Annotated in this window: 13 protein-coding genes; 2 read left to right on the forward strand and 11 right to left on the reverse strand. The window is 73.8% G+C overall.

The features are described 5' to 3' along the window. The first annotated feature begins 5 nt into the window (after positions 1-5). The gene (locus AB0C84_RS17970; protein WP_361067168.1) at positions 6-671 is read left to right on the forward strand and encodes a restriction endonuclease; all 666 of its coding nucleotides are present in this window, start codon (positions 6-8) and stop codon (positions 669-671) included. On the opposite strand, the gene AB0C84_RS17975 is transcribed toward AB0C84_RS17970, so the two are convergent. The 8 genes from AB0C84_RS17975 to AB0C84_RS18010 all read right to left on the reverse strand — a co-directional run bounded on the left by AB0C84_RS17975 (position 629) and on the right by AB0C84_RS18010 (position 10,284). Further along, complete coding sequence (locus AB0C84_RS17975; RefSeq protein WP_361067171.1) at positions 629-4,303, reverse strand: CHAT domain-containing protein; 3,675 nt, start codon at positions 4,301-4,303, stop codon at positions 629-631. The genes AB0C84_RS17970 and AB0C84_RS17975 overlap by 43 nt on opposite strands. A gap of 105 nt (positions 4,304-4,408) precedes the next feature. Next, a complete protein-coding gene (locus AB0C84_RS17980) occupies positions 4,409-4,756 on the reverse strand; it encodes a barstar family protein (RefSeq protein ID WP_361067175.1) in 348 nt (115 codons plus the stop codon). Between the two features lie 16 nt (positions 4,757-4,772). Beyond that, positions 4,773-5,183 (reverse strand): ribonuclease domain-containing protein, encoded by a 411-nt coding sequence (locus tag AB0C84_RS17985; protein ID WP_179842565.1) that lies wholly within the window; start codon positions 5,181-5,183, stop codon positions 4,773-4,775. A 178-nt stretch (positions 5,184-5,361) separates the two neighbouring features. Next, positions 5,362-5,772, reverse strand: a complete 411-nt coding sequence (locus AB0C84_RS17990) for a VOC family protein (protein WP_361067179.1) — start codon at positions 5,770-5,772, stop codon at positions 5,362-5,364. Between the two features lie 106 nt (positions 5,773-5,878). Beyond that, positions 5,879-6,778 (reverse strand): alpha/beta hydrolase, encoded by a 900-nt coding sequence (locus tag AB0C84_RS17995; RefSeq protein WP_361067182.1) that lies wholly within the window; start codon positions 6,776-6,778, stop codon positions 5,879-5,881. Between the two features lie 4 nt (positions 6,779-6,782). After that, complete coding sequence (locus AB0C84_RS18000) at positions 6,783-7,229, reverse strand: response regulator (RefSeq protein ID WP_361067185.1); 447 nt, start codon at positions 7,227-7,229, stop codon at positions 6,783-6,785. After that, positions 7,226-9,010, reverse strand: a complete 1,785-nt coding sequence (locus AB0C84_RS18005) for a CHASE3 domain-containing protein (RefSeq protein WP_361067188.1) — start codon at positions 9,008-9,010, stop codon at positions 7,226-7,228. The genes AB0C84_RS18000 and AB0C84_RS18005 overlap by 4 nt, the downstream gene beginning before the upstream one ends. After that, on the reverse strand, positions 9,007-10,284 hold the full coding sequence (locus AB0C84_RS18010; protein WP_361067192.1) for a SpoIIE family protein phosphatase: 1,278 nt from the start codon (positions 10,282-10,284) through the stop codon (positions 9,007-9,009). Before AB0C84_RS18010 ends, AB0C84_RS18005 begins: the two co-directional genes overlap by 4 nt. Positions 10,285-10,476: 192 nt before the next feature. Between AB0C84_RS18010 and AB0C84_RS18015 the strand changes: the two genes are divergently transcribed. Beyond that, the gene (locus AB0C84_RS18015; protein WP_361067195.1) at positions 10,477-10,704 is read left to right on the forward strand and encodes a hypothetical protein; all 228 of its coding nucleotides are present in this window, start codon (positions 10,477-10,479) and stop codon (positions 10,702-10,704) included. 30 nt (positions 10,705-10,734) lie between these two features. On the opposite strand, the gene AB0C84_RS18020 is transcribed toward AB0C84_RS18015, so the two are convergent. The 3 genes from AB0C84_RS18020 to AB0C84_RS18030 form a co-directional block, all read right to left on the reverse strand. Next, positions 10,735-11,103 (reverse strand): STAS domain-containing protein, encoded by a 369-nt coding sequence (locus AB0C84_RS18020; RefSeq protein WP_361067198.1) that lies wholly within the window; start codon positions 11,101-11,103, stop codon positions 10,735-10,737. Between the two features lie 67 nt (positions 11,104-11,170). Then, positions 11,171-11,503: an STAS domain-containing protein gene (locus AB0C84_RS18025; protein WP_361067201.1), complete on the reverse strand. Its 333-nt coding sequence runs from the start codon at positions 11,501-11,503 to the stop codon at positions 11,171-11,173. Beyond that, positions 11,500-15,675 carry a SpoIIE family protein phosphatase gene (locus AB0C84_RS18030; RefSeq protein ID WP_361067204.1) on the reverse strand — a complete coding sequence of 1,392 codons (4,176 nt, stop codon included), beginning with the start codon at positions 15,673-15,675 and terminating at the stop codon, positions 11,500-11,502. Before AB0C84_RS18030 ends, AB0C84_RS18025 begins: the two co-directional genes overlap by 4 nt. Positions 15,676-15,932 lie beyond the last annotated feature (257 nt).

Genomic DNA, 15,932 nt, shown 5'->3' on the forward strand with positions numbered 1-15,932 from the left:
GGCACGTGAGCGAGGAGGAGACCCGGGTGGCGCCGCCGGCCGCGTCCCGTCCCGGCATCACCCCCGCGGAATTCGAGGAGTTCGTCGCCGAACGGCTCCTCGGATCGGCCGCCCCGCACGTGAGCGGGCTGAGCGTCACCTTGCACGAGAAGGTGGCCGGCTCCGACGGGACCTACGACCTCGACGCGACCGTCCGCTACCGGTTCGCGGGCATGGACTTCCTGGTCGTGGTCGAGGCCAAGCACCACCGGAATCCGATCAAGCGGGAGCTGGTGCAGGTGCTGCACCAGAAGGTCCAGAGCGTCGGCGCGCACAAGGGCGTCATGGTGTCCACCGCCGCGTACCAGAGCGGTGCGGTGGCGTTCGCGCGGGCGCATGGCATCGCCCTCGTGACGGTCACCGACGCCCGGTTCCTCTTCGAGACGAGGGACGCCACGCCGGTCGAGGGGGACGCCGGTCCCGGTCCGTCCTCTCTCATCGTCCACTGCCATGGCCTTCCCGGCCGGCGGCCGGGCACGTCGCGGACCCTGCTCATGGTGCCGGACGACGACGACTACCCCCGGCAGGCGGCGGAGACCCTGCTGGGCTGCCCCTCCGAAGGGTGCGCGCCGGAGCACGGACGGCTCGGTCAGGCACCGACGTGGACGTGCGACGCCCACACCGAGGGATAGTCCGGCCACCGGTCCCGCATCTGGCGGGTCGCGGCGTGGACCGCGCCGGCGACGTCTCCGCCGCCGGTGACGGCCGTGTAGACGAGGTCGGCGATGTCGACGGCGTGCCGGTCCCCGATCGGCCACAGGGTGCCGATCACGTGCCGGTAGCCGGCGAGCTGGAACGCCGACGCCAGGTGGATCGCCTCGTCCGCGAGGCGCGCCCCCGGCCGGGCGGTCGAGCAGGCCGACAGGAAGGCGAGTTCGGCGCCGTCCATGCGGAGCCCGGCGAGGTCCGCCACCGTCAGCGGCCGGGTCCGGTGGTCGGCCAGGAGCAGATGGCTGGACGACGGGTCGGCCAGGTCGCTGTGCCCGTGGCAGGCGAAATGCGCCCACCGGGCCTTCGGCAGCGCCGCGAGCACCGCCTCGTGGGTGGCGGACGAGCCGGTGAGGACGTCCACCGGGCCCGGGAAGCGCCGGCCGACCAGCGCCGCCTCGGCCTCCGCCCCCGGCAGGTCGGACCGGGCGCCGGGCGTCCGGGGCATCGCCACGGCGACCGCCCGGCCGTCGCCCGGCCGCACCGCGTCCGCCGCGCCGCGCCGCGCGTGGGCCAGGGCACGGACGGTCGGGGTCGTCGAGCACACGACCCGGTCGATCACCGTTTCCGGAGCGGCGCCGGCCATGGTGTCGTGGTATCCCGCCGCATGCACCGGGAGGAACGACAGCAGCCCTGACAGGCACCACCACAGCCGGGGCCAGGGTTCGCCGTCCCGGGGCGGCCCGCCGGCACCGGCGTGATCGAGCACCGGGCCGGCCACCGCGTCCCACAGCCATTCGAGCGTCCGCGAGATCCGGCGCTGCCCGGCCGCCCACGATCGGGCCTGCCGCGCGCCGGTCTCCTCGACCGCCGCCAGGAACGCGCCGACCTCCGCCGTCACCGCGGCGGGGGTGAGCGCGGGCAGCGGCACGACCGTGGCGCCGGCACCGGCGCGCAGGACCAGCGCGTGCGACCCGAAGTCCGACACGTTGACGATCACGACGTGGCCGCCGGGCGGTACGAGGTCGCGGACGGCGGGCGGACGCAGGAAGCGGTCGAAGCCGGGCAGTTCCCTGATCTCGGCGACGAGCCGGTCGAACTCCGCGGCCGCAGCGCGGCGCTCCACCGACGCCTGGGGCGCCGGGGCGGCGCCACTGCCGGGGACTCCCGCCGCGGGCGCGGGACGGTCGAGTTCCGCGCAGAGGGCGGTGAACCGCGCGGCCCGATCCGGGTGCCGTCCGGAGAGCGCGGTGAGGTCGGTGCGGGTGTCGAGCGCCTGGCCGAGCAGCAGCCCGCGTCCCTGCTCGAACAGTTCGACGCCGTACTCGGCCTGTCCGGCGCGCACGCAGCAGGCGGCGGCGTCCGATCCGATGCCGCCCATATCGCTGAGGAGGATCTCCTGGCCGCGGCGGTCGAGGCCGCGCGGGACCGTGCGTCCCATCAGGTCCACGACCGTCGCGTAGCCGGACACGGCGTCCTCCCACCGTCCGGCCCTGGCGGCGAGCCTCGCCCAGCGGGCGGCCGCGACCGCGCGGACGCGGGGCGGGGCGGCTTCGGCGCCCGCTCCTTCCCGGCACGCGGCGAGCGCCTCGTCCAGGTCGAGGACGGCGCCCGCGCGGGCGAACCGGGCGCCGAGCGCCTGGCCCAGATTGGCCAGGTGGCCGGCGCGGTCGGGATGGTCGGGGGCGACGGCGGCGACCGCGGCGCGGGCGGCGCCGATCGCCGCGTCCACGTCCGCGGCCTCGCCGGTGTGCTCGAACCGCCGGTGCAGCACGATCGCGCGGTTCGACAGGACCGAGGCGCGGCGCGGGTGGCCGTCGGGGACGGCCGCCGCGGCGGCCTGGACGGTCTCGGCCGCCTCGTCGATGTCGGCCCGCTCTCCGCCGACCGAGAACCGGGCGTGCAGGGCCGTGCCGAGGTTGGACAGGCGAGCCCCCCGGCCGGCATGCCCCGCCGGGGTGGCGAGCACCGCCTTCCGGCAGGCGTCGACGGCCTCGTCGATGTCCTCGCGGCGCCGCACGGAGTCGAACCGGCTCTGCAGCGCGCCGCCCAGGTTCGCCAGCATCGTCCCGCGGTCGGGGCTCGCGTCCGGGGCGGCCGCCACCGCCATCCGGAGCGCGTCGACCGCCTCGTCCAGGTCCGTCTGGGAGCCGCAGCCGCGGAACCGGGAGAACGAGGCCGCCCCCAGGTTGCCGAGGTAGGCCGCGAGGTGCGGATGCCCGGGCGGCGCGGCGGCCACCCCGGCGCGCCCGGCCTCCACCGCGGCGTCGATGTCGGCCTCCTCCCCGGTGCGCTCGAACCGCACGCGGAGGATGTCGCACAGGTTCGACAGGCGCGAGGGGCGGTCGGGATCGTCCGCCGGAGTGGCCGCCTCGGCCTGCCGGGCGAGCGTGACCGCCTCGTCCAGTTCCCTCCGGCCGCCGGTGCGCCGGTGCAGCTCGCACAGCGCGTTGGCGAGGTTGGACCGGCGACCGGGCAGGCCGGGATCGCCGGCGGGGGTCGCCGCCACCGCGGCCCGTCCCGCCTCGACCGCGTCGGCCAGGTCTTCTTCACCGCCGGTCTGGACGGACCGGATCCGCAGGACGTCGCTGAGCTCGGACAGGTGGGCGGGACGCCCGGGGTCGTGCGGCTCGGCGACGGCGGCCGCCTCCCGATGGGCCTCGACCGCCTCGTCCAGATCCGCCGGGTCCCCGGCGCGGTCGAACCGGGCCAGCAGCGCCCGGCCGAGCTGGGCCAGCTGCGCGGCGTGCGCGGGGTGGTCGGGCGCGGTCGTGGTCACCGCGTCCCGCGCCAGGCCGATCAGCTCGTCCACCTCGGTCACCCGGTGGACCAGCGCCTCCTTCGTCCGTAAGGCGAGGTCGAGGTTGGACGCCATGGCGGCCCGGTCGGGGTGGTCGGGCCAGCCGGTGACCGCGGCCCGCCCGGCCTCGATCGCGGCGTCGAGGTCCGGCTCGCCGCCGAGGTACTCGAACCGGGTCAGCAGGGCGTTGCCGAGGTTGGACAGGTAGAGGGCGCCGTCGGGCTCGCCCGGTCCGGCGCTCTCGGCCGCCGCCAGGCCGGACGCGATCGACTCCTCCAGGTCCGGCGGCGCCCCCGTCCGCTCGAACCGGGTCAGCAGCGCACTGCTGAGGTTGGTCCGGCAGCGGCCGTACTCGGCGTGGCCCGGCCCGGTGGCGCCGGCCGCCAGCCGGAACAGCTCGACGGCCCGGTCCAGGTCGCCGGCGTCCTGCGAGGCGAGCGTGTCGCGGTAGAGCATGCGGCCGAGGCGGGCCAGCAGCCCGCCGCCGTCCGGGGCGGCCGGAGGCTCGCCGTCGAACAACTCGCCGATCAGCGAGGGGACCCCGGCCGGAACCAGCCGGTACACCGGATTGAGCAGGTCCAGGGCGACGGAGAGGTCCGGCTCGCCCTCGGCCGAACCGCGGGCGGCGAAGCGCAGCCAGAACAGCCATCCGGCGGCCTGCGCGACCTCGACGTCGTCCAGCGGGTCCCGGACCGAGCAGATCAGATCCACCGCGTCGGCGACGGCTCGGGGGGTCAGGACCAGGGTCGCGTCATGCCCCGCGTTGAACCGGTCGACCCGATCACGCACCTGTGCGAGCAGACGCGTTCGCACCACCGACGCTCCAACCATGTCGACAGCCGGGAGAGCAGCAGTGAGGAACCATATCCGTTCCGGCGGTGGGAGGTTCCCGCGCTCTTCGCCTTCCCGGTCGGGTGCGGATCAGGGGAGGGCGGCGGCCAGGCGGGTGCGCAGGGCTGGCATGCGCTCGGAGGCGGCGGCGAGGGTCGTGGGCACCTCCCACTCGGCCAGGATCTCCAGCAGGATCGCGAGCTGCCGGAGGTCTTCCTCGGCCAGGAGTTCGTCGGCGTGCGCCACGGTGAGGGCGGGACGGTCGAGGTCGCGCAGGCAGTCCAGGAACGCGTCCCAGTTGTGCCCGAAGTAGTCCGGGAAGCCGAGGGCCCGCGCCGCCGCGCGGAAGAAGGCGGCGCGGGTCCGGCACGCGTGCCCGTCGACGGCCGCCCGCACCGGATCGCTGGTCAGCGTCAACCAGGGAGGCAGCGAGATCATCGGACGGGTCCCGTCTCTAGGAGAGCTTGTAGAAGTTGGAGTAGTGGTCCGGCGAGAAGTAGACGGTGCCGGTGCTGCTGTGCACGATCCGGTAGGCGTCGCGCGAGGAGCCCTTCGTCCGCGAGTAGACGTCGTACTCGTGGTAGGTCGCGCTCGCCGGGAGCTGGCCGTCGTAGTTGTGGTAGACGCCGCCGGTGTAGTTGTACAGACCGTCCGGCCAGGAGTACCAGCCTGAGCTGGACGGCCATCCCTTCCCGGCCCACACCGAGGCGGCGTACCGGCCGTCGGAGCAGCGTGAGATCGTGCAGGAGCCGTAGACCGTCGCGCCGGCCGGGACGGTGGCGGTGACGCCCGTCGCGCACGTCGCGGCCACCAGGGTGACGGCGGCTCGTTTCGTCCAGGACGGCCGGGAGCGCTGCTTGAGCACAGGTACCTCCTACGAACGAGTGCGTCCCGAAGGGGACGATTTCCCCCGGACCCGGACCGCGCCGGAATCGGGGGCGACCAGCCGCCATGATGACCTCGCGTCAAGGCTTAGTCGATACAGAGCCGACAAGTTTCTATGAACAGCTCCCGACCGTTCATCTCGGCAATTTCGTCAGGAATTAGCGCAACTCCTGGATACGGATCAGATTGCCCGCGGGATCCCGGAACGCGCAGTCGCGCATCCCGTACGGCTGCTCGATCGGCTCCTGGACGACCTCGGCCCCCGCGGCCTGCACCCGGTCGAAGGTGTCGTCGAGGTCGGGGGAGGCGAGCAGGATCCAGCCGTAGGTCCCCTTGGCCATCATCTCGGCGATGGTGCGGCGCTCGTCGTCGGTGATGCCGGGATCGGTGGCCGGCGGCGCCAGCAGGATCGAGGTGTCGGGCTGCTTGGGCGGACCGACCGTGATCCAGCGCATCCTGCCGCCGCCGACGTCGTTGCGGACCTCGAAGCCGAGCGTGTCGCGGTAGAAGGCCAGCGACGCGTCCGGGTCGTCGTGCGGGAGGAAGCTCGTGTGAATGGTGATGTCCATGCCGATCACGCTAGCCCCGGCTTCTTCATCCGCGCTTCTCGATTCCTGACCGGTCTCGCCACGGGCCGCAAGGGCATCGCAATCGCGGCGGCACGGCGACCGTCTCTCAGGGCGGCGGGCCTTCCGTCCGGTCCCGGCGAACGTGACGGTCGAGGAAGCCGCCGATCGCACCGGCCACGGATTCGGGTGCCTCCTCGGCCATGTGGTGGCCGGAGTCGATGGGACGGCCGCGGACGTCGTCGGCCCAGGCCCGCCAGATCCGCACCGGATCGCCGTAGAGCTCCTCCAGGTCGTCCCGGGCGGACCACAGCACCAGCGTCGGGCACCGGACACGGCGGCCGGCGCGGCGGTCGTCCTCGTCGTGCCTCCGGTCGATGCCGAGACCGGCCCGGTACTCCTCCAGCATGCCGTGCACGGTCGCCGGGTCGTGGATCGCCTCGCGGAAGTCGGTCCATGCCTCGGGGGCCATGTGCTCGTCGGACGCGAGGTACCAGGCGTCGGGGTCGGCGCTGATGATCCGTTCTGCCGGTTTGTCCGTCTGCCCGAAGAACCACCAGTGCCACCACCGCGCGGCGAAACGGGCGTCGCAGCGCTCCAGGTGCTCGACCACCGGCAACCCGTCCATCGGGACCAGCGCGGTGACGGCGGCCGGGTGGTCCATCGCCGTCCGGAACGCCACGAGGGCACCGCGGTCGTGGCCCGCGACGGCGAACGACTCGTGGCCGAGCGCCCGCATCAGGGCCACCATGTCCCCGGCCATCGCGCGCTTGGAGTACGGCGAGTGGTCGGCGTCGGTCGGCGGCTTGGACGACTTCCCGTACCCGCGCAGGTCCGGGCACACCACACTGAACCGGTCGGCGAGGAGCGGCGCGACCCTGTGCCAGGTGGCGTGCGTCCGGGGATGACCGTGCAGCAGGAGGACGGGCGGCCCCGCCCCGCCGTGCCGCACCCTCAGCGTGACCTCGCCGACGCCCACCCGGTCCAGCGTGAAGCCGTCGAAGAACACGCGGTCAGCGGCGGGTGGGGAGGCGGACGACGGTGACGAAGAAGTCGTCGATCTGCCGGATGGCCTTGATGAACTGGTCGAAGTCGACGGGCTTGGTGACGTAGGCGTTGGCGTGCAGCTTGTAGCTGCGCAGGATGTCCTCCTCCGCCGACGACGTGGTCAGCACCACCACCGGGATGGAGGCCAGCTCCGGATCGGACTTGATCTCTTCGAGGACCTCGCGGCCGTCGCGCTTGGGCAGGTTGAGGTCGAGCAGGACCAGGTCGGGGCGGGGCGCGCCGACGTGCTCCCCCCGCTTGTACAGGAAGTCCAGGGCCTCCGCGCCGTCGCGGACGACCTGCAGGGTGTTGCCGACCTTGTTGTGCTCGAAGGCCTCGCGGGTCATCAGCTCGTCACCGGGGTCGTCTTCGACCAGCAGGACGGTGATGGGCTGCACGGCGGTGCTGGTCACGAACTGGCTCCTTGGAGGTCGGTGGTCGAGGAGGGAACGTCTCCGCCGGCCGCTTCGGCGGCGGACGCGCCGGAGCCGTCCGGTGCCCCGCCGGCCGGGGCCTCGTCGGAGGCCTCCGCGCCGTCGGGGGCGGCGGACAGGGCGTCGGCCGCGAGGGTGAAGTGGAAGCGGGAGCCTTCCCCGCGGTCGGGGTCGAGCCAGATCCGGCCGCCGTGGTACTCGACGATCTTCTTGCACAGGGCCAGGCCGATGCCGGTGCCGGCGTAGGCGTCGCGGCTGTGCAGCCGCTGGAAGATGACGAAGATCTTGTCGGCGTACTCGGCGGGGATGCCGATCCCGTTGTCGGTGACGGTCAGGTGCCAGTGCCCGTCCTCCCGCTCGCAGGTGACGCGGACGACCGCGTCCCGGTCGGGGGAGCGGAACTTGACCGCGTTGCCGATCAGGTTCTGCCACAGCATCACCATGAGGGTGGGGTCCGCGGTGAGCTCCGGCAGGTCGTCCGGTCTCTCGACGCGTGCGCCGGCCTCGGTGAGGGCGCCGTCGAGGTTGGCCAGCGCCTGGTCGAGCGGCTCGCCCAGCGAGAGCGTCCGCTGGTGCTGGTGCAGGCGGCCGACCCGGGAGAACGTCAGCAGATCGTTGATCAGCACCTGCATGCGCTTGGCGCCGTCCACCGCGAAGGCGATGTACTGGCGGCCCCGGTCGTCGAGCTGGTCGGAGCAGCGGCGCTCCAGCATCTGGCAGAACGAGGCGACCTTGCGCAGCGGCTCCTGCAGGTCGTGGCTCGCGACGTAGGCGAACTGCTCCAGCTCGGCGTTGGAGCGGCGCAGCTCCACGGTCTGCGCGTCCAGCTCCGCGGTCCGGCTCTGCAGCAGGCGCTCGCGCTCGGTGGACTCCTCCAGCGCCATCGTGATCCGGCCGCGCATCGCCTCCACGGCGAGGGCCACGTCGCGCACGTCGGCGGGGCCGTGCGCGCCGATGACATGGGTGAAGTCGCCGTCGGCGACCCGGCGCGAAGCGGAGCGGAGCATGCGCAGCGGCCGGTCCACGGCGTAGTGCAGCAGCATCGCCAGCAGCGCGGCGGTCACCAGCAGCGCGATGAACAGGGCCGTCAGCGTCCAGTCGCGCATCGTGCGGGTGTGGCGCAGGTCGGCGCGGCTCTCGGCACGGACCTGGCTCAGGTGACGGTTCTGGGTCGCCCAGGTGGCGCGGACCTCGTCGAAGGCGGGTTTGCCCCGCGCCGCGGTGGCGGCCGCCTCGCCGCCGGGCCCCTGCTCGGCGACCTGGTCGATGACGACGCCGCCGTAGTCGCGGCGCCACACGTCGACCGCCCGCTGGATCGCGTCGAGGTCGGCGCGCAGCTCGGGCTCGTCGGCCAGCAGCCGCCGCAGCCGCGCGAGGGACGCCTGCTCGGTGGCCAGCCCGTCGGTGTAGGGCTGCAGGAACTGCCGGTCGCCCGCCAGGGCGTAGCCGCGCACGCCGGTCTCCTGGTTGAGGATGGCCATCTGCATCCGGCTCGCCTCGACCTGCGCCGGTGCGATCCTGTCCACCAGCCGGTCCGAGGCCCGCGCGGTCTCCTCCAGCAGGCCGTGGACCACCACGGCGCCGGTGACGGTGAGCGCGACGATCAGCAGCGCGGCCAGCATGAACCATGTCCGGACGGCCAGTCCCCTCCGTCGCGGGGGCCCGGTCGTCGGCGCCCGTGCGGCGGGATCGGCGGATTCGGCCGGCTCGGCGGATTCGACCGTCTCGGCGTTCCGCACCGGCTGGGGCGGTGTGCTCATGTGGGGGTCCATCCAAGGTGTATGACGGCGACGTCGTCGGCCAGGCCACCGTGCTGGAGCGAGGCCGCCTCGACGTCGGTGATGAGTGTGTCGACGAAGTCGCCGGCGGGGAGCGTGCAGTGGCCTTGGGCGAGCCGGAGGAGGCCGGTCAGGTCCAGGCGCCGGCCCTCGGTGTCGATCTGGCCTTCGAACAGGCCGTCGGTGAACAGGACGAGCGAGGACCCCGGCGGCAGCGGGACGTCGTGCTCGCGCCAGCCGGCGAGCCCCGGCACCATGCCCACGCCCAGCCCGCCCGGCGGCTCGACCAGCTGCACCTCGCCGTTCCCGTGCATCAGGAACCCGGGATGCCCGGCGCGCACCACCCGCGCCACGGGCCGGTCGGGGAACAGGGTCGCCGTGATGAGGGTGACGAACATCTCCGAGCCGCCGTGCTCCCCGGCCAGCAGCTCTTCCAGGAGCTCGACCACCCGCGCTCCGCGCGCTCCGGCCAGCACGAACGACCGCCAGGCCACCCGCAGGCTGACGCCCAGGGCCGCCGAGGCGGGGCCGTGCCCGGCCACGTCCCCGATCACCGCGTGCACCAGGCCGTCGCCGGTCTCCACCACGTCGAAGAAGTCCCCGCCCAGCAGGGAGTGGGCCCGCCCCGGCCGGTACCGCGAGAGGACCCGCAGGCGAGGGTTCGACACCCTCGGGCGCGGCAGCAGGCCGCGCTCCAGCCGGGCGTTCTCCTGGGCCATCATCTGCTGGACCTGCAAGGCCGCGACCGCCTGCTGGACCTGGCGCCGCTGCACCGCGTACCGGATCGCCCGGCCGAGCCGATCCGCCTCCAGTTGGTCCTTGGACAGGTAGTCCTGCGCGCCGGCGGCCACCGCCGCGGTACCCGCCTGCGACTCCGCGAGCCCGGTCAGCACCACCACCGCGGCGCCCGGCGCCCACTCCAGCACCTGCCGGAGCACCGCCATGCCCTGCGACTCGCCCAGATGCAGGTCGAGCAGCACGCAGTCGGGCATGGGATTCGCCGACAGGGGGCCCCGCGCCTCGGGAAGCGAACGCACCCACTGCAGCGACGCCCGCAGCCCGGTGTCGGCGAGCGTGTCCTCCACCAGGAGGGCGTCGGCGGAATCGTCCTCGACCAGCAGCACGCGCAGCGGCCCGAGTTCCGGTCCGCCGTCGGCGGCGCCGGTGATCGCGACCGGGACGCGCGGACCGGGCGGCGTGGAGGAGGTCGCCTCAGGGCCGGTCGTGCCGAGACCGTGCGACATCAGTCCGTCCACCGCCCTTCCCCTCTCCGCCCCGCCGGTGCCGCGCCGATAGTAGTTGCCTTATGGCAAATACGCATACGCGGCTCACCGCTCCGTGACGCATCCGAGTCCTGCGTGACCTGCCAGACCGCGACCGTAACGCACCGGTGGCCGTGGCCCGCCGGCCGGTCCGCCACCGCGCCGGCGGAAGCACCACGGCCGGCCGTGGACTTCCTGGACGACCACGCGCGGATCTGGACCGTCCTCGCATGCGACCCCGACCTGCGGATCCGCGACATCGCCCATGACATCGGCACCACCGGGCGCGCGGCCCAGCTGATCACCACGGATGAGGAGGGAAGGTCGGCCGGGGCCGCCCGGGAGAGGGGCCGTGCTCAGAGCGTCATCATACGAGCATTCGTTACGGAACGAAATTTCCTGGACCGAACGTGACGCATCGCTTTTCGGCGCCTTCCCCCGGGCTCAGCCGTTCCGCAGATCGGCGCCCGGCGGCAGCGGCTGGGCCAGCGCGTCGTCGAGGGTGGGATGGATGGTCAGGCGCTCGTCGACGTGCGTGATCTGCAGGACGCGGCGGACCGCTTCCTGCAGCGGGCCCGCCAGCACGGCGCTGCCGCCGCGTCCCTCGGCCGCCAGGTAGAACCGCATCAGCAGGCTGAGACCCACCGAGTCCAGGTACCGCAGGCCGCTCAGGTCGAGCACCAGGTGCTCGCCGTGCTGGCTGCGCAGCCGGCGCATCCGCTGCTCGGCCTGCTGTGCGGAGTCCAGCGCCAGATCCCCGGTCATCGTGATCACTGTCCGGCCGTCACGCGCGCGACCGGTCACCTCGGCCATGGCGTTGCCTCCACGTCGTTCCGCTTTCTGTGGGTCGGGGTCCTGCGCCGCCGGCGCGCCGGGGACGTCAGGGGGCGTCGGCCGCGGGCGGCGCGGCGTCGGACGGGGCGAGGTGGACGGTGGCGAGCTCCGGGAGCCCGGAGAGGGTCAGCACCGGTTCCAGGAGTTGCGGAGCGATCAGTTCGAGATGGTCGGCATGGGCGAACAGGACGCTCAGCCCCGCGCTATCAAGGTACTGGACCGCGGTGAGGTCCAGGACGAGTTCGCCGCCGTTCTCGCGCGCGGTGCCGAGCGCGTCGGCGAGGGCCCCGCTGTTGCTCATGTCGATCTCGCCGACGGCCGTCACGAGCGCCCTCCCGTCCGGGTGCCGGGCGGTCGTGAGGGTCAGGGGTGTGCTCATGAGCCAATCCTGGTGTGCATGTGGACGGTGGTGCCGTCCGGTCCGGGCGTGATCGTGAGCTTGCTCATCAGCGCGCGCATCAGCGCGGTGCCGCGCCCGCGGTTGAGGTCGGCGCCGCCTCCGGGCGGCTTCCAGCGGCCGGTGTCGGCGATGGTCAGGTGCACCTGGTCGACCAAGGCCTCGGCGCGCAGCCGGACGGTGTGCACGCCGCCGCCGGGCCGGCCGTGCTCGACGGCGTTCGCGCAGGCCTCGCCGGCGGCGACCAGGACGCCCTGCGCGGTGCGGCGGGGGAGCTGGCACTGGGCGAGCCAGCCGCGCAGCGCCTCCCGGAGCGGGGCGAGCTGCGAGGACTCGGCGGGGAAGCTCACGTCCAGCGGCGCGGGGTGCCGGTACAGCATCAGCGCGACGTCGTCGTCGTAACCGTCCGGCGGGGCCATGGTCGTCATGACGTGGGTGGCGAGCTCGTCCACGCCCCGCTCGCCGCCGTCCTGGACGGCGTGGCCGACCCGGTCGATGCCCTCGAGCAGGGAGCGCCGGCGGCGTTCGATGAGCCCGTCCGTGTACAGCAGCACGGTGCCCCTGGCGGGGATGGTGGTCGCGGCGTCCGGCCGGGGCCGCGGGGGGCCGGCGGCGATCGGGACGGACCGGCCGCCTTCGAGCAGCTGGGTGGTGCCGTCCGACCGGGCGAGGATGGCGGGCGGATGCCCGGCGCTGGAGTAGGTGAGGTCGCCGGTCGCCGGGTCGAGGACGCCGCAGAAGACGGTGGAGCACCGGGCTCCGGGGATGCCGGCGGCGAAGCGGTCGAGGGCCGTGAGGGTCCCCGCGGGGCCGGCGTCCTGGAGCAGCAGGGCCCGGCTGGCGCTGCGCAGCTGGCCCATGACGGTGGCCGCCTCCAGCCCGCGGCCGACGCAGTCGCCCACGATGATGCCGATGCGGCCGTCGGGGAGGGCGAAGATGTCGTACCAGTCGCCCCCGACCTCCAGCGGCCGCGCCGCGGGCTCGTACCGGACGGCGAACCCGTTCGGCAGCTCGGACGGGCCGAGGATGGCGCGCTGCAGGGCCAGGGCGGTCTCGCGCTGCTGGTCGATCAGGTTGGCGCGGGACAGGCCCTGGGAGAGGCGCCCGGCGAGCAGGGACAGCAGCAGCCGGTCCTGGTCGGTGAACGGGCGCCGCTCGCTCAGGTCGATCCAGAGGACGAGGGTGCCGCGGGGGTGTTCGAGCGTGATCGCGGTGGCGTGCCCGGCGATGGGGGTGAGGGTCGGGTGCTCGCGCAGCGCGGTCAGCTCCCCGCGGCGGTCCTCCGGCAGGCTCTGCCAGGTCTGCCCCGGTTCGGTGGAGGTCAGCTCGGGCGGTCCGCCGCCGAAGACGGCCGCCAGCACCCGCTCGGCGTGCCAGAGGTCCCGGAGCTCCTCCAGCGCGCCCGCCAGGGTGTCGGGCAGGTTCACGGCCTCGGTGAGGCGCATGCTGAGGGCCGCGAGGGCGCTCTCGCGCTGGATGGCGTAGTGGTCGGCGGTGACGTCGCGGAAGGTGCCGACGATGACCCGCCGCCCGGTCTCGGGGTCGTGGACGTGGTTGAAGGCGACGCTGACCCAGACGCGGTCGCCGTCGCGGTGCCTGACGGGGATGTCGAAGGTGCCGCGTTCCCGCAGGAGCATGCCGTCGAACGCCTCGGCGACCTGCCGGTGCGCTTCGGGGTCGCTCTTCTCGTCCGGCCACCAGGGCGGACGCGGCGGGTAGGGGAGCCCTGCGGCGTCGTAGCCGAGGATGTCGGTGAAGGCGGTGTTGAACTCGACGACGACGCCGTCCTCGTCGCAGACGAAGAACGCCTCCTGCAGGGAGTCGACGAGCGCGGCGCGCCACCGGGCGTGGTGCCCGCGCAGCCGGGCCAGCTCCACGTTCGCCCGCACGCGGGCCAGGAACTCGGCGGCGGCGAAGGGCTTGAGCAGGTAGTCGTCGGCGCCCGCCCGCAGGCCCTCGATCGAGGCCTCCTGCCCGGCGCGGGCCGACAGCAGCAGGACCGGCAGGGCGGCGGTGCGCTGGTCGCCGCGCAGCGCGGCGACCAGCTCCAGCCCGTCCACGTGCGGCATCATCACGTCGCTGACCACCATGTCGACCGCGGTCTCGCGGACCGTCTCCAGGGCGGCCCGGCCGTCGGCGACCGTGTCGACCTCGTAGCCGGCGCCGCGCAGCAGCCGGGAGAGGTACTCGCGCATGTCGGCGTTGTCGTCGGCGACGAGCACCCGCGCCGCCGCCTCGGGCGCGGGCGCCGCGACCGGTTCGGCCGGCGTCGGGTCGGTCGAGTTCGGGTCCCCGCCGGGATGCTCGGCGGGCAGCCAGCGCAGCGCCTCCTGGACGTAGGGGTCGGCGGTGACCGACGCCGCCGTGGAGGGGCGCGCCGGGGCGACGGCGCCGGCGGGCAGGTGGTCGGCCCCGAACGGCAGCCGGACGGTGAAGCGCGTGCCCTCGCCCTCGCTGCTCGCCGCGGCGATGGTCCCGCCGTGCAGGCCGACGAGCTCCTTGACCAGGGCCAGGCCGATGCCGCTGCCCTCGTTGGACCGGGCGCGGGTGTTCTCGACGCGGTGGAACCGCTCGAACAGGCGCGGCACCTCGTCCGCGGCCACCCCGACCCCGGTGTCGGCCACCGTCACCTGCGCCAGGCCGTCCTCGACCTCCACCCGGACGTGGATCGCCCCGTCGAAGGTGAACTTCAGCGCGTTGCTGAGCAGGTTCAGGATCACCTTCTCCCACATGTCGCGGTCGACGTACACCGGCTGGGGGAGCGGGTCGCACTCGACGACGAAGGCCAGGCCGGCCCTGTCCACGGCGGAGCGGAAGACGCTGGCCAGCTCGGCGGTGACCTCGGGCAGGTCGACCGGCTCGAAGCGCGCCTGCATCCGCCCGGCCTCGATGCGGGAGAAGTCCAGCAGGGAGTTGACGAGCCTGCCGAGGCGCAGCCCGTTGCGGTGGATCACGTCCAGTTCCCGGTGCACCTGCTCGCCGGCGCCCTCCAGCCGCGCGCGCAGCTCCTGCACCGGGCCCATGATCAGAGTGAGCGGGGTGCGGAACTCGTGGCTGATGTTGGAGAAGAACGTCGTCTTGGCGCGGTCGAGCTCGGCGAGCTCCTCGGCGCGCCGCCGCTGCGCCTGGTAGCCGCGGGCACTGCCGATGCCCGCCGCGACGTGCCCGGCGGCCAGTTCCACGAAGCCGCGGTAGGCCTCGTCGAGCCTGCGGTACGGGTTCAGCGCGGCCACCAGGAACCCGTAGGGCGCACGGCCCTGCCGCAGCAGCGGCACCACCAGCGCCTGGTCGGGGGGCTGGGGCCAGTCTCCGGAGGGAGGGACCCCGAACTGAGGATCGTCGAGCTGCATCAGGACGGATTCTCCCCGCGCGAGCGCCGCCGCGGGCCAGATTCCGTCGGGTTCGTCCGCCGCCAGCTCCGCGGGGGCCGCCGGATGGTCGCGGGGGACGCCGGTCGCCCCCGCGAGCCGTGCCGTGCCGCCGTCCTCGAACAGGTAGGTCAGCGTGAAGGGGAGGTCCTTGCGGTTGCGGTCGAGCTGCCCGCCGGCGAAGGCGAGCGTCTCCTCCTCCGTCCGGATCATGCTCGGATCGGATCCCAGGTCCCGCAGCGTCGTCATGCGCCGCTCGCCGATGACCCGCTCGGTGTCCTCGTTGACCACGCACAGCATGCCGACCACGTCGCCGGCGTCGTCGCGCAGCGGGCTGTAGGAGAAGGTGTGGTAGGTCTCCTCGGGGTACCCGGACCGTTCGAGGAACAGCAGCAGCCCCTCGTCCCACGTCGCCTCGCCCGTGCTGAGCACGGTCTCGATCCTGGGGGAGACGTCGTTCCAGGCTTCGGCCCACACCTCGCTCGCGGGCCGGCCGAGGGCCCACGGGTACTTGCGGCCGAGCGTGTCGCGGCGGTAGGAGGCGTTGCAGAAGAACGTCAGCTCCGGGCCCCAGGCCATCCACATCGAGAACCGGGACGAGAGCAGGATGTCGACGGCCGTCCGCAGGTTCTGCGGCCAGGCGTGCGGGGGGCCGAGCGGCGTCGCCGCCCAGTCGACGGCGGCGAGATCGGGGCCGATCTCCCGGTCGGCGGCGAAGACGCCCGCCTCCGCCCGCGGCTCGCGTCCGGCCTTCTCAGAACGCCCGGCGTCCTCCGAAAGCGCCACCGCACCCCTCTTCCACTCTGGCGATCACCCACCGCATCCGGCGGACGCCCGCACACGCCCGCACCCCGCATGGCCAAGCCTTTACCCCGGAAAACCCGGAGGCAACAACCGTTTCCACGGCATCTGGGCGGCCGTCGCGCCGTGCGGCCGCGGCGTGGCACCCCTCTCCGGCTCCGCCGTCCATCCTGGTCAATGGCCGAGGTGATAAGTAGACCAAACAGGGTAAAGCCTTCCTTCTGGCGGGACTGCCGCCGCCC

Origin of the sequence: Actinomadura sp. NPDC048955, assembly GCF_040649435.1 — a bacterium.
In the GTDB taxonomy this organism is placed as follows: domain Bacteria; phylum Actinomycetota; class Actinomycetes; order Streptosporangiales; family Streptosporangiaceae; genus Spirillospora; species Spirillospora luteofluorescens.

Excerpts from the sequence above, each read along its gene's own strand:
- AB0C84_RS17980 (WP_361067175.1), bottom strand. The coding sequence starts at position 4,756 with ATGATCTCGCTGCCTCCCTGGTTGACGCTGACCAGCGATCCGGTGCGG.
- AB0C84_RS17990 (WP_361067179.1), bottom strand. The coding sequence starts at position 5,772 with ATGGACATCACCATTCACACGAGCTTCCTCCCGCACGACGACCCGGAC.
- AB0C84_RS18005 (WP_361067188.1), bottom strand. The coding sequence starts at position 9,010 with ATGAGCACACCGCCCCAGCCGGTGCGGAACGCCGAGACGGTCGAATCC.
- AB0C84_RS18020 (WP_361067198.1), bottom strand. The coding sequence starts at position 11,103 with ATGGCCGAGGTGACCGGTCGCGCGCGTGACGGCCGGACAGTGATCACG.
- AB0C84_RS18025 (WP_361067201.1), bottom strand. The coding sequence starts at position 11,503 with ATGAGCACACCCCTGACCCTCACGACCGCCCGGCACCCGGACGGGAGG.